Annotated in this window: 15 protein-coding genes and 1 pseudogene; 4 read left to right on the forward strand and 12 right to left on the reverse strand. The window is 37.2% G+C overall.

The features are described 5' to 3' along the window. Positions 1-203: 203 nt before the first annotated feature. Both AAC852_RS16900 and AAC852_RS16905 read right to left on the reverse strand, forming a co-directional pair. Positions 204-644 (reverse strand): DUF2335 domain-containing protein, encoded by a 441-nt coding sequence (locus AAC852_RS16900; protein ID WP_340622001.1) that lies wholly within the window; start codon positions 642-644, stop codon positions 204-206. 109 nt (positions 645-753) lie between these two features. After that, on the reverse strand, positions 754-948 hold the full coding sequence (locus AAC852_RS16905) for a Cro/CI family transcriptional regulator (protein ID WP_038267062.1): 195 nt from the start codon (positions 946-948) through the stop codon (positions 754-756). Between the two features lie 98 nt (positions 949-1,046). Between AAC852_RS16905 and AAC852_RS16910 the strand changes: the two genes are divergently transcribed. Together AAC852_RS16910 and AAC852_RS16915 are read left to right on the forward strand one after the other, a co-directional pair. Next, complete coding sequence (locus tag AAC852_RS16910) at positions 1,047-1,757, forward strand: LexA family protein (protein ID WP_340622002.1); 711 nt, start codon at positions 1,047-1,049, stop codon at positions 1,755-1,757. A 201-nt stretch (positions 1,758-1,958) separates the two neighbouring features. Next, on the forward strand, positions 1,959-2,183 hold the full coding sequence (locus AAC852_RS16915) for a nucleoside/nucleotide kinase family protein (protein ID WP_340622003.1): 225 nt from the start codon (positions 1,959-1,961) through the stop codon (positions 2,181-2,183). Between the two features lie 107 nt (positions 2,184-2,290). Here AAC852_RS16915 and AAC852_RS16920 read toward each other — a convergent pair whose 3' ends face one another. Beyond that, a complete protein-coding gene (locus tag AAC852_RS16920; protein ID WP_340622004.1) occupies positions 2,291-2,587 on the reverse strand; it encodes a hypothetical protein in 297 nt (98 codons plus the stop codon). A 613-nt stretch (positions 2,588-3,200) separates the two neighbouring features. Here AAC852_RS16920 and AAC852_RS16925 point away from each other — a divergent pair. Continuing rightward, positions 3,201-3,938, forward strand: coding sequence for a class I SAM-dependent DNA methyltransferase (locus tag AAC852_RS16925; protein WP_340622005.1), 738 nt, complete (start codon positions 3,201-3,203; stop codon positions 3,936-3,938). Between the two features lie 27 nt (positions 3,939-3,965). On the opposite strand, the gene AAC852_RS16930 is transcribed toward AAC852_RS16925, so the two are convergent. Beyond that, entirely contained in the window at positions 3,966-4,517 is a 552-nt protein-coding gene (locus tag AAC852_RS16930) for a tail fiber protein (RefSeq protein ID WP_340622006.1), read from the reverse strand. A gap of 940 nt (positions 4,518-5,457) precedes the next feature. Here AAC852_RS16930 and AAC852_RS16935 point away from each other — a divergent pair. Beyond that, a pseudogene (locus AAC852_RS16935) lies at positions 5,458-5,735 on the forward strand (LecA/PA-IL family lectin); the annotation flags it as partial. 237 nt (positions 5,736-5,972) lie between these two features. Here the strand turns inward: AAC852_RS16935 and AAC852_RS16940 are convergent. From AAC852_RS16940 to AAC852_RS16975, 8 genes are all read right to left on the reverse strand, one after another. Then, entirely contained in the window at positions 5,973-6,500 is a 528-nt protein-coding gene (locus tag AAC852_RS16940; protein WP_340622007.1) for a nucleoside 2-deoxyribosyltransferase, read from the reverse strand. Positions 6,501-6,619: 119 nt separating this feature from the next. Then, positions 6,620-7,798 (reverse strand): hypothetical protein, encoded by a 1,179-nt coding sequence (locus AAC852_RS16945; protein WP_340622008.1) that lies wholly within the window; start codon positions 7,796-7,798, stop codon positions 6,620-6,622. Between the two features lie 9 nt (positions 7,799-7,807). Continuing rightward, positions 7,808-8,710 (reverse strand): GNAT family N-acetyltransferase, encoded by a 903-nt coding sequence (locus tag AAC852_RS16950; RefSeq protein WP_340622009.1) that lies wholly within the window; start codon positions 8,708-8,710, stop codon positions 7,808-7,810. Further along, positions 8,701-9,195, reverse strand: coding sequence for a hypothetical protein (locus tag AAC852_RS16955; RefSeq protein ID WP_340622010.1), 495 nt, complete (start codon positions 9,193-9,195; stop codon positions 8,701-8,703). Before AAC852_RS16955 ends, AAC852_RS16950 begins: the two co-directional genes overlap by 10 nt. 53 nt (positions 9,196-9,248) lie before the next feature. Next, a complete protein-coding gene (locus AAC852_RS16960) occupies positions 9,249-10,628 on the reverse strand; it encodes a P-loop nucleotide/nucleoside kinase family protein (RefSeq protein ID WP_340622011.1) in 1,380 nt (459 codons plus the stop codon). Further along, complete coding sequence (locus AAC852_RS16965) at positions 10,618-11,442, reverse strand: hypothetical protein (RefSeq protein ID WP_340622012.1); 825 nt, start codon at positions 11,440-11,442, stop codon at positions 10,618-10,620. The genes AAC852_RS16960 and AAC852_RS16965 overlap by 11 nt, the downstream gene beginning before the upstream one ends. Further along, positions 11,439-12,587 (reverse strand): DegT/DnrJ/EryC1/StrS family aminotransferase, encoded by a 1,149-nt coding sequence (locus tag AAC852_RS16970; protein WP_340622013.1) that lies wholly within the window; start codon positions 12,585-12,587, stop codon positions 11,439-11,441. The genes AAC852_RS16965 and AAC852_RS16970 overlap by 4 nt, the downstream gene beginning before the upstream one ends. Before the next feature lie 34 nt (positions 12,588-12,621). Further along, positions 12,622-13,833, reverse strand: coding sequence for an MFS transporter (locus AAC852_RS16975; RefSeq protein ID WP_340622014.1), 1,212 nt, complete (start codon positions 13,831-13,833; stop codon positions 12,622-12,624). Position 13,834: the final 1 nt, after the last annotated feature.

Genomic DNA, 13,834 nt, shown 5'->3' on the forward strand with positions numbered 1-13,834 from the left:
TTTTATATCCATATTAGTTCTCCATAGCACACTAATACATTACATTTATAGCCAATAAATATAATACAAAAACTTTTTATATTTATCGATATAAATTACGTAATATCTTAATATGCAGCAAGAATACTAAAAATAAAAAATCATAAAAACACTAAGTAAAAAACTCATCTCTAAATGCTCTGATCATTACTGACATAACAAAATCACTTAGCACCTAACTTTCTTCCTATAACAAATACTGCCGCTAACCCAATTAAATCAATTGTAATTAGTGTTCCTGCAAACACCATTTCACCTCTGAGTGCAAAAAACGTAGCGATAATTAAAATAAACATTGCAATAGAAAAACCCATCCATTGCCCTCTTCTATCCTTTTTTATCATGCCATCCAGTGCCAGCTTTTGATTATCATACTGAAATTTTTGCTCTTTTTCTCTGAACGATAATATTCTCTCTGTGCTACCAGAAAGAATGGATTCATAGTCCTTCAAAACATCAGGAGGAGGAAGAGGCCCCAAACAATCAGAACCAATTTGATTTTTTAAATCTTGTTCATTGTCCAAAATTCTTTGGTAATCATTTGTGGGCATAATATCTAAAATACTCCCCATTGCACTAATATAATGACGAAAGTGATACTCCATATTTTCTCCGAGACAATATACACAAAATGTATAAGAATAAAATCAATGAAATAACTAAAGTTAATCAGTAAATAATACTGCCTAATTCCCCTAATGTTCTTTTTCTTCGCTATACAATCTGTTTCTGACTAGGAAATGGCCGACACTCTTCCGCTTTATAACTACCATCCTCCTGACGAATCAAAAATATTTTACGACCAGCCCGTAATGCCTTACTGATAGCAGTTTGATGAACACCAACCAAACTTGCTGTTTTGGCTTGTCCATTCTGCTTCACATATTCTGATAATGGTATTTTTTCCATATTTTCCTCCTGTATTTCTCAAATAATATCCAAAGTATTAAATATTTCAATACTTTTAGTATTTATCATTTCAATAGCATTGGTATTAAAATGCGTGCATGAAAAAGAAACTTACAACAGAACAACTCGCAGATGCCAAGCGTTTGAAAGACATATTTGAGTCAAAGAAAAAACAATTAGGCATCTCTCAGGAAAAATTTGCGGACGAGCTTGGCAAAAGTCAGGGGGCTATTTCACACTATCTTAATGGCACAAATGCCCTTAATTTGGAGATAGCTGCCGATTTCGCCAACAGATTAGGAGTTACCATTAATGATTTCAGTCCATCACTAGACAAACAAGCAAGGAAACTGCTGACCGCAGTCTATGGCGATAATATGACTTTGGTTGATAATGTAACCTATTACAGGCAATACCCGTTACTCAACTGGGCTGATGCTGGAAATTGGTGTGAAGAACCTATATCGCTATACCATAGAAACAATATTAAACAGTACGATACTTCTGTTGAATGTTCATACCGTGCTTTTTGGCTGGAAGTAAAAGATGATTCAATGAATTCACCAAATGGCTTGAGCATACCGCAAGGAATGATTATTTTGGTTGATCCGGAGATAAAACCCATCACCAATAATTTGGTTGTTGCAAAGCTTGAAGGAGAAAAGGAACTGACGTTCAAGCAATTGATTACGGAAGGGTATGATGCTTATCTTAAGCCACTGAATTCCCAATATAATATGATACCACTCAGTGATAAAATTCATATTCTGGGTGTCGTTGTAGAGGCCAAAGTAGCTCGGTTGCCATAAAAAAACCACCAGCCAGCGAATCTGCGACACCTTTTACGATATTTCTTAGGGGCTGGCTGGATAATTTATAATAAGCTACAAATATCCAATAGATTGATAAATAGACTTTTAATAGAGATTATGTGACCGGAGTGAGCAAGCGCAGCCAACAAAAAGCAATTTTGAAAGACGACGGATATAGCTATTCATCTCAACACACCAATGGACATCACTCTTTGTCGTCGATTACTTCGTGATGTCAAGAACAACGAAACAACCAAAGAAGAGTTAATGGAAGAAATGTGTTTTTATCTGTCAGATTCTCGTAGTCTGTTCTTTGATGATGAATTAAAAAAACATGCGGATCGGATTGTTAATGGTGAAAAAACTGTGAAAAATCAGGTTATAGAGATTTTAGTCCACTTAAAAAAATCGTTTAAACGCTGACAATTAACATGGCTTGCTTTATGATTTTTTAAGTGACCGCCTAAACGGTCACATTTAATAAAATGGCGATTACGCAAAACTACAAAACACTCTGTCAAAAACGTCTTTTAACGAGCTATAAATTTTTTACCCTCTTTTATCCGTTTTTTTAATTCCTGAGCGTACTCATCCAGATTCCGCAAATCGCATTTTGTTTTTTTTATATACATTTCAGCTTCACCCTTGCTATACCCCTGCAATTCACTAATTATTCTAAAAGGAGTATTTTTTATTTTTTGCATTACCTCTTCTATTCCCTTTTCTGAATATTTAGGACACCCATAATACCAATATTTTTCATCAGCCATAACTGGTAAAGATAAAAACAGCAACACTACAAAAAAAAAGAAATGACGATATTTCATATTACTACCTTGTTTTAAATTAACCAGACTTAGCCCCTATCTCTTCAGATTGTTCTATTTATTATCTTGATCCTGAATAGATCTTAATCAAAACATAAAATGAACATATACTTGGGATAGGACATTAATAAATATAGCTGGCTTATCAAAAAATGCAGAAAAACTAAGAGAAAATATAGTAACGTGATGGATGCCACTTTTCTCACAGGTGAATAGCTCCACGTTTAGATGGGAGAAAAATCTCCAGTATTTCAACAATACTGGAGGCATCATCCGCAGACCCATTCCCCAGGCCATTCCTAAAGAGAGCATTATACTGGAAGACAGTTAAACAGACGCTTTAATCGGTTTATTATAAAGCATTTTTACTTAATCATCACAGGAAAATCATCACAGGAATGGTAGTCTCCACAAAATATATCATAGCCGTTTTATATTTGTTTACCCCCTTATATTTATCTGAAAATTAAACAATATAAAAAATCATATCTGACTCATCACTGATGTATTAATGTATAATAGTAAAAATACTTTTAATGATTATTAAATTTATACTAAATAATATATCTCTCTGACAAATAAATACTTTTGCTTTTAGCTAAGGATAAAAAACATGAAAGATGACATTTTATATGACCCTATTGCCCATCTTTACGAGAGTTTTTCAAATACTGCTGCCCATATCAAAATAAAAATCAGAACCATTTTTAATCTGGCAGGAGATATACAAGGAAAATCAGTGTTAGATTTAGCCTGTGGGTATGGTCTCTTTAGTCGGGAATACAAGAATCGTGGCGCTTCAAAAGTCATTGGGGTCGATATATCAGATAACATGATAGCAATTGCGAAAAGCAAATCACAACAATATGGTGACAATATCGAGTTTTATGTAAGAGATGTCTGCAAGATGGAATCATTTGGCAAATTTGACATAGTTAATGCAGCCTGGTTATTCTGCCATGCAGAATCTATTGAAGACCTTGAAACTATGTTCCGTGTTGTTGCCGCTCATCTCAAGCCTTCCGGTAAATTGATTGCTTATACCGTTGAACCTGATTATCGATTAGAAAAAGGGAATTATGAAAATTATTGTATAAAAATTCTGAGTGAAGAGCCCGTGAAAGATACAATTCTACTGAGATGTGAATTTCTTACCACACCACCTAGCCCTTGTACGGCATATCGTTGGAGTCGTGAACAATATCAAACCGCGATCCAAAAGGCGGGGTTCAAACAATTTATATGGCAAAAACCCATGTTGTTAAAAAGCGATATTGATAATTATCCCCCAGGTTTTTGGGATGATTATCAACGAAATTGCCTTGATACAGCCCTTGTTTGTCAGTTTTAACAAGATAATCCCCCGTGATCCGGGGGATTACCCTTTTACAACAAAGCACTTGTTTTTAAATGGAATTGGAAATCTTCGCAGGTCCGTTGAATTTATTCCACCGCTTACAACTCCCCATTGAATAATTAGTCCACCAGGGAGCTTCTGATAGCCAGATTCATCAAGTTTTGATTCAAAACTGTTCATATCCGGTATCTGGTTTGGACTATTTCCTACAGTTCTATAAACCAATTCTGATAAACCAAGATTCCTCACAAATTCTGCTTTATCAGGAATATCTGCCCCATTCCGCTTTTTTTCCAAACAGAGATTGGAATTATTGTTGAGAGCATTTTGATTGGCGGTATTGGCTAAATCATATGCCGCTTTCACTGCCTTTGATGTTGCCGCGGTCATTTCACTATCGCTATCGACCTCATTACTTAGAATGACAAACCCTCTGTCTTTCAATGTCGCGTAAGGGTGATTACGGCTCCGGGCGTGTTCTTCGATTGCGTTTTGCACATATTCGCGAGTCGGCACAATTACGAAATTATTTTCTAATGTTTTTATTTCAGGATTTTTATCTGGAGTACTCATATTTATTTCCTCATGTATTAACAACGTAGACTACTGATTAAGCCAAAGAAGTTTATTACAAATACCTTTGGCAATATGAGGCAGTGGGAGACTTCCCCACCTGTGAACATCAATAAAATTGATTCATTAATACTGGAAAGTACTGCTTGACTAAATTCCATTGATTAATATTTTGTGAGTGCATATTTTGACGGCAGGATGGCATAAAATCATAAATAGGGAATCAATATAATTTATATGATGACTGATAAAGCTGGTGTGATAAAAATGAGTTTTTCATCTTTGATTGATATTTTTTATTTAAGCCTGATAATTGAATAAAATAAGAGGACATTGAGTTTATTTCATTATTATACGCAATTATTACATTGATTTTAAAAAATATTAATTATAAAAATAAACCTATTACACATAAAAATTTTCCTTCTAACTCAGGATTAAAACACAGACGTATTGTACAGAATATAAAGTAACTATCACTATAGAACAAAAATCTGTCCTTTAACATGCGGGAATAAGACAAAAATTTATCCGATTGGAACTCAGCCGAAAATTTCGCTGAGTGACGAGCCAAACTGAGAACCTCAGCGATAGGACTCCTTAAACTGAACGAATCCCTGTAGTTAATTTTCCCCGTAATAAGGGTTAAATGAGTTAAAAGGGAAGATCCTCTCATTTAGCATAACGTATTGATTTTAGGCAATTCAGTCATAGAACCGGAAATTAAGGTAATCAAGAAGTTAAAAGACGAAAAGGAAGCATCGTTACCAAATTTTATCACCAATGGGAATGGATTTTATTGATGTCCTATCAGCCATTCTGTGCCATCCTAACCCAAGAAACACTCTCCAGTATTATGAACCAGTTTATTGATGTTCACAGGCGGCAAAGTCTTATACCGCTTTTATAAAGATATAAAAACATAATTGGAGGTAATACTATGTATGATTGGTCTGGAACTGTTCCCGGCAAACTGGCACAAGGTCAACCGACAGGTCTTGTACTCCAAAAAGGAGATGTAATATCTATTATTGCTTCAGGATGGGTGAAATTTGCCAATGACAACCGTCCGAACCCGTGGTCCGCCCCTCAAGGGAGTCCGCCTAATCGTCCAGGTGGTGCTTTAATTGCAAAAATCGGCGATAAGACCTATGAAATTGGCAATGGTGTACTCCACAGGACAGTTCCACAGATGGTGAATTAATTCTTTTATTTTTTGATACCCATTATGAAGATAATTCCGGTGACTTTTATGTCAACGTTAAAATAGAGTCACGTTATTCTCCTCTCGAAGAAAGGAAATAAATCATCTCAATACTTAACCCGCAGTTTCCTGCGGGTTTATCATATAAGCCACCCACCAACAACAATATATTAATACATGATTAACAAAAATAATCTTTTTTATTGCCTTACCAATCCATCAGGGCCCATCTCCCCTACTACCTCCTAATTTCATGCGACGGCTGAGGTTTTTTGGGTAACTTTCTTTTCTACTATAGACTGAATGGTATTGCTTAATATAGCCGGCTCATGTTCAAAATCATTCAGAGGGACATGATAAACTTGAGCAATAGCAGACAGGCCTTTTAGTAGATGGCTGGCAGAGTTATCAAAGGGTTTTTCGGTAACTAATATGATAGGACGTTTTAAGGCGGAAGCCCAACCCAACTCAATATGAGTACCATCTGTTCTTATTAGTTGTTTCTGTTGTGGGCAGACAGGTAAAATGGCAACAAAAATATCGCATTGTTCCATCCATTGGCGATCCCGCTGAGAAACTTTCTCTGGAGTAAATAAGTGTGTTGTTCCGCCAAATTGCTCTGTACGATGAGCCGAAAAAACCTCTGCACCTAGTGACTCCAGATGATGGATAGCAGATTTAATGTGAACTTGTAAATTATTGTCTAACACCCTTAATTTCAATGCGTGTTGAATAGGACCACCAACAAATACTTTAACATCAGAAAATATCATAGACATAGGGTCGCCTCTTACAGAAATAAGCTTTAATATTTATGCATAGATGATAATAAATTATTTATAAAGATATCAAATAATTATGCCTTGAATAAATTATATTTTTCATTATTGCATTATATTTAAATTATAGTTTCATATTGCCGATTTTTATTGGACATCCTATTTTCAATATAATCGGCAATGATATCATCTGAATCGTTTTGGAAAATATTATGATAAGAATGAGGGTTGCTTTTCTCTTTTTCAAAAAATTGATTTATCTTATTCATGGCACGTTTTCTTTCTGTAGGGTTATTGATAAATAAGTTATTACATTTTTTAATTAATGCTAATCCATCTTTCTCTGGTAGGTATGGGGGAATATCAGGATAACCATATTCCGTTTGCCATAAGAAACCGTACTCATCACTATAATAGTTTTGCAGATACACGTCTAATTGTAATTGTTGACTATAGTTTTGTGGCGGTAAGAAAAAAACATCTTTATTGAGAGAGATACATTCATAAAATGTTGTTAAACCCGGATTGGCTAATACCTTACGAGCACGGTGTAATTTTTGCAAAAAATCATGTCTGGCAAAACAGCCAATATGAATATGGGGATGCGTTTTGGCAAACATTTCTGCCAGATTTATGATGGTCTTTCCCCCGCCTGCAATAGTAATATTGGTTTCATTTTGCATATAGGGAATAGATAATAACTCTTCGAGAAAATGATAATAAAAATTTGTTGTGTCGGCATAGACTGTATCAATGCCACCAAGAGTAATTAATATACCTTCTGGAGGATGGTCATCCACCATGCATTGTTGCAGAGAACTGTGAAGAATGGGTGGAATAACTTGATAATTACCCAGCTTATCATGAAATCGTTCAATGTTGTGTTCTATTCCATGAAAATCCTGAATAAATGTTTTTTCAGTTTTGTGCAGATCGACATGAAGATTATTCCACATCCAAAATAGTGTGTCGATATAGATAATTGGTATATTAAACTTTGAGATAAAATCAATCGAGTTAAGGTTGGTGTTAATGATATACAAACTTGCACCTGAAATAAGTTCAGAATAGCTTGAAAGCGCTGTAACCGAAGTGGTATCACATTCATAAATTGCATCAAAAAGACCAGACTTTTCACCTAATTGAGAAGAGGTAAGTGTGCCTAATAAAATAAATTGGATGTCCGGTATTAATTTATTTCGACGCTTTAATTTCTCCACCACATTTAATGTGGTGGATATTGGGCCAAAACAGAATGGGTCTGCGTCAAAAATAATATATGGAGTTTTTTTAAACATATTGCTATCTCACAAAGGAATATTTACATTTTCTATATCAAATTGTTTAGTATAAGGACAATATAAAAAAGTACTGCCATGGAGATTGTTAAGATGCAATCGTCCAGAAAGATTGAGATCATTTGTCATTAAATGGGCTAAGAAAATATTGTGCAAATTTTGATGGGAGATAATAATCCGCATAGAAGACATTGAGAGTTCATCGCCAATTTGCGTAATAAAACGATAGATTCTATCAGCCGCGTCCATTACCTGTTCTGAATCTTTGAAAGGTGAATCGAGAGGGTTATGTAGTAACCGATAAGCATAATCTTCACCATAGCGATGCGGAATATCTGCCAGTTTCATGCCAATAAGTTCTTCTGGAAAAAATTCACAAAGTGCATCAGTTTCTTGTATTGAACAAGATTGATATGCTGAGCTGAGTGCTTTAGCTGTTTCAAGTGCCCGACGTTGAGGTGAAGTATAAATATTTTGCCAAGGAAATTTCCCCAATATTCGTCTGCCAATTTCTTCAGCCTGTTTGATTGAAGTGGCATCAAGGGCGATCAAATTATCTTCAGGGCAGTAATCTAAATGATCAAGCGGGATAATTTGCCCATGTCTGATCCATAGTATCTTTAGGGAGGTTATAGGGCCATTGTAGTGTATGCGTCCATCTACTTGATGGCTTACAAGCCCATGAGATTGCCAAAAAAAGTTGGCATTTTTGCCCATATCTGTCTCCAGATGGACACGTGTAGCACCGTGGCGACGTCCCCATTGCAACATGGCATGCCATAATCCATAACCCAGTTTCTGGCGTTGGTATTCATTCCTGATATAAAATTCAGCAATATTCAGGGTCACTTTTTCTTCCCGTTCAAGATACACATTGGCTAATCCCGCCAATTGCCCAGCCTTTAGCAACAAAAATAGCCCTCTGTCACCTCAAGGCGTAATGCTCCACCGGTACGGATAAGTTTATTGCCGTTAAAAGAATAATAAGCGGCATGAGCATGCAGGAGCTCCTGTAAACAATCCTTTCTTCCATATCCCTGAGAAAGATCTAGAAATACATGGATATTGTGGTTGTTTTGAATCCTTCGCAAAAATTCCATACATCCTGGGTCAATATAACCTAAAGGATGAGCGAGAAGAATGGCGCATGGTTGTGGAAGAGGGCTTAGTATTTCCATCACAGCTTGGAAATCCGCTTGCAAAATCATGCTGGCTTGCTTTGGCGGTAAAACAGGATAGAAGAGTGGCTGCCAATTGGCTGTGTAAACGGATTCAACCATGCTTTGACATATCCACTCTGGCATCAGGCAATAACCTTGAGCCGCCACGGATTGTAGATCTGCGCGGAAAAAGCCTCGTACTGAACAGCCATAGCTCATGATATTGTCCAAAGACATGATATCTTGCTGAGATTGTATACCTTGCAAAGATAGTCGATTGTGGTGAGATATCATGGTGTTATCCTGAGATGAAGACGTTCAATATATTCATTGGCTAACTGGTCATAGAATTCATTTTCTCTGCCCCATAGATCAAGTTGAAGGCCAGTATAAGGGCAATAGAGCGTTTCCAGATGACTAATCAGGCAATTGATTCCCATCAATTTTTCTCTACCCTGATAACTACAACCCCATTTAGCGGCATACCATTGACCTGCACCGTTGTTTATCATCAAAGACCAAGCTCCAGGCGTACCGTTATCGTCATAAGTGACTGCCAGATGATATTGATTACTTTTGGATAACAGTCCAGGAAGATATTGGAGGTCTTCACGATTCAGGCTGCGCATATCACTTTGTTGAATGATTTTCCAGCCCTTCGCGTCTACATACAGCGCATCTTGCCACAATTGTTCAATTTGAGCCGAAGTACTGTAACGTGTGATGGTATGGTAAGTTTGTGCCTTCTTAAGGCTGCGTTTTAATCGTGTTGAGTGCTGGATCAAAAAATTAGCCACCCTTGTCTTAGGAGGTATGTTGACAATGGGAGCTGACCATTTGCTTTCTTCATAACATCGTAAACCGTATTGTTGCGCTAAATCACGCAGGTAGGAATAGACGCGGGATTTTTCGTTCAAATACTTAAATAAAACAGGTTGCTGCTTTAAAAAAGAGAGCAATTCTTTTTCTTCTTGAGGCGTAAAAGTGAAATCGAAGAAAGTATTGCTTTGCCACTGTTGCTGGCCTTCTTGCCAAACCAGATCAACATGTTCAAAACGTCTGAATTCAGAGTAACGCAATGCTGTACCCAAACGCCATAAATGAGATGTGGTTGGATTGGAAAAAAGGGCAATTGGTGCAGATTGTTGCATAATTGCTTGGCTTATCAGAGCCACAATACTGTCTGGAGAATATTTCGTGCTATCAAGCAACGTTTCATGAGGGATATTGTTATCCCATAAACGATCCTGGGCGACTTCTCTGATACGGGAATCGGGTAAACGATCTTCTATAGCTCGCTCCTGATTACGGGTAACCAGCGTTGGTTCCTGCGCAACGAGCCGATAATACAGAATTCGAACACCTTTTCGCGCCAATAGGGAATGGATAGCGTCAATTTCTTCAGGATAAATAAATACGCCATCCAGAATGATCAAGTCACTACCGGCATCAAGACAATCATCAGCAACCTTTAACAACCGCAAAGTGTCTTCCATGATGACTTTTTGTGTAAGGTCTGTTCTTGGTTCAACAAAATGATGAAAAGTATCCCAGGGTAAATAGGAGACGGTTAGCCCCTGCGCCAACATGGCATCTTTCAGGCCGTTGCACGCTGTGGATTTACCACTTGCCGGTGTTCCCCTAATGACAACAACAGTTTTATGCTTCATTGCCTAATACCTTTAATTGCCAGCCTCGCATGATATCTACAATAGAATGCAGGTTAAAGACGGTTTGATAGTAATCGTCATGACCAATTTTAGCGGCACGATGCATAATCTGTTTTGTGGTGAGGCGTAACTCGATTTTATGATTGCTATTGCCCAAACACATTTCCTTTCCTTGTGTATTTGGTGCCGGGGTATAAAGCAATATATTGCAATTCTGCCCAGTCGCATGATAGTAAATCTGGATTGCTTTTTGTTGCGTGGTATTTTCCACAAACAGTGCTTGTTCTGGAGGAATTTCAAGCACTGTGCTGAGGAATTCGGGTGTATAGAGGGTAATGTTGCGGTAATACACATCCAATATCATCTGTTCTTCATCTGTTCCCTGCGGATAAGTGGCATCCGGTTTTTTGGCGTAGAGACCATATAGCATTGAAGTTGGTAACACCGTTTTGATATCAGGAACCAACAGATCAATATGCTGCCGGATCTTATGGGGTAAAGGGATGTCAAGCTGCTCCAAAGTATAAACAATGCCGGCTTCTAACCACTCTCTCATTGTTTTGTGGTTAGCTTGTTGCGGATCAAAATGTAACAAGTCGGCCATCATGATTGCTTCATGAGATTGAAAATAGAGATAAACAGAGGCATTGTGCTGTGAAGCGATAATTGTTGGCAGCACAGAATCGATCAAATCTTGTAGTGAAAGCCGGGCAGGCACACCTTTTGCGTAACAGATGCAAGAGCCTCCCAACACATATTGGACAGGCTGGTTATTTCCGTTGATCTGAGTGAAAAAATTATTGTCTAACATCATGACAAGTTTCCTTCCATCGCCCACTGTAAGACATTTTCGTAAATCGCATTATCAATAGGTACAGGCAGGCAAATACGGTCACTTACGATGACTTTGTGTTTCTCTAATGCTGATACAGAGAGTGGACTTTCTTGCAGAGCCCAAGGGAAACGGTCAGAGTAGGGAGAAAGCTGATTTTTTATAATCGGGTGGTTAGCCAGATCCCAGGCTTGCCAATCATATAGCAGTGTTGAATTGAAGCGATCTTTGGGCAATTTGCTGCGTTTTAACCAGACAGAAACGGGTATCGTCCCCTTTGGGCGTGGGGTGATCCAATCTGCGGGTAAATGTTTCAGGATTTCTTGATAACGCTCTATTAATAAGGCGCGGAACAGTTCGATATTTTCCAGTTGGTTAATCAGCAATGCAGCTTGTATTTCATTGAATTTATTATTGTCACCAAAACCAATACTATGACTCCAATCTGGGTAACCCTCTGCTGTACGCTCAGCACCGTGGTCAGTCATCATGCAGGCATTGATAAACAAAGAATTATTTTTGGCAATGAGTAACCCCCCTTCACCGCTACTGATTAATTTATTGGCCTGAAAACTGAAACCGCCATATTCGCCAAATGTGCCCACAGACTGATTTTGATATTTCACCCCCATAGCTTGTGCACAGTCTTCAATCAGATACACATTATGTTGTTGGCAAATTTGGGCGATTTCAGCAATTGAAGCAGCAGTACCTTCCAGGTGAACGGCAATGACTGCCAGAGGTTTGGTATCCATTTGATTTAACGTCTTGTTTAATGCCTCTGGACACATCATGCCATTGTCATCAACATCAACGAGAACAGGGATTAATCCACAACTGAGCGCGGCATTGGCAGTAGCGATAAATGAGATGGAAGGAATAAGAACCCATTGCCCTACTTTGGGCCTGAGTCCAAGCAAAGCAGCTTTGAGCGCAACAGTACCATTTGTCAGTAGAATGGCAAATTGGGTATGCAGAATATTTTGTAACAACCTTTCTGCCTGACGGCAATATTGGCTCTCTGTGGCATATCTAAATACCGCTTTATTATCAAGAACAGTTTGCAAGCGGAATTGTATATTATCAGCAATCTTGGTATTACCGAGGTAAGGTCTAAGATATGACATATTATAATCCTAATAATCAATATTTTTATTAATATTACCTGTGCCAATGATGAACCGGAGCAGATACTTTATTCATTTGAATTATTAAATAAACAGCTATTGCAATCAGTAAAAGTATAGAGAAACCGACCACAGGTAAAAAAGATTGTATGGAGTCAGGAGCAATGGATACGATGATTGCAGCGATTGGGAATGAAAAATTCATTGTGATCTGAAATAAAGAAAACAGACGACCTTGTTGCATTTCTAATCCCTTTTGATAAATGGTCTTGGTAATTAAGACATTAAAATAAATTATTGCAATGTTATAGAGTAAATAGAAAAAGGACTTTGCATAAAACATGTTTAACTGAAAAAACAGAATACCAAATATAAACATACCAATAAATATTGAAATGGGATAACGTTGGATACGGTTATCAACGCTTGTTCTATTGAGTAATGTTGTACAGAAAATGGGTATCAGGGCACTGAGTAAATAGAACAAGGTGACCAATCCATAACTTTCATTTGCCAGACTTTCCATAACAACAACAGGGAGTGCCACCATCAAAAACGCATTGGCAAGAATTGTAAAGACAATAGTAATAGCAAATGTCTTATAATAGCTCTGTTGAAATACAGAACGTAACCCAACGGACAACTGAGATTTATGCTCTGCTGTCCGTTTTATTTGCATTTTTATCATAAGATAGCAGATATAAAAATAAGGTAACAGAGAGAATAATTTGATAGTCACAATAGTATCTATCCCTTGAGTAATTCCCAGTAGAGCGCCAAATCCAGGGCCAAGAGCTGAAATAAGCGATGTTGCAATAACAATATAGAGCGAGACATTCAAATGTTTACCACCTTGTTGCCCTATCCAGTCATTAAGTTCATGCCAGGCAACACGTGACCATGGAATTTCATAGGCAAAAAGAAATTCCAGTATTGAAATAAATAAAAGCAACATAACAGGGGAGAATGCTATTTCGCTTAGTAATAATATTAATAATAACAATGTACTAAAAATTTCAATCAATAATATAACAATACGAAATTTCCAGATGTCTGATGAATAGTCAATTTTATATCCCCATAACAAAGCGCCAATGGATGTAAATAAAAATATGACTCCCATATTGGCATAATAGTATGTCATTGGCGTATTCTCAGATAATAAGATATAGGGATATCCGACGGCAAGAATACTTGAGCCAACGCCATTAATAAATAAAGAAAAAAGAAACAGATATCTTATCATT

Source organism: Xenorhabdus siamensis (assembly GCF_037996745.1).
Taxonomy (GTDB): Bacteria; Pseudomonadota; Gammaproteobacteria; order Enterobacterales; family Enterobacteriaceae; genus Xenorhabdus; species Xenorhabdus indica.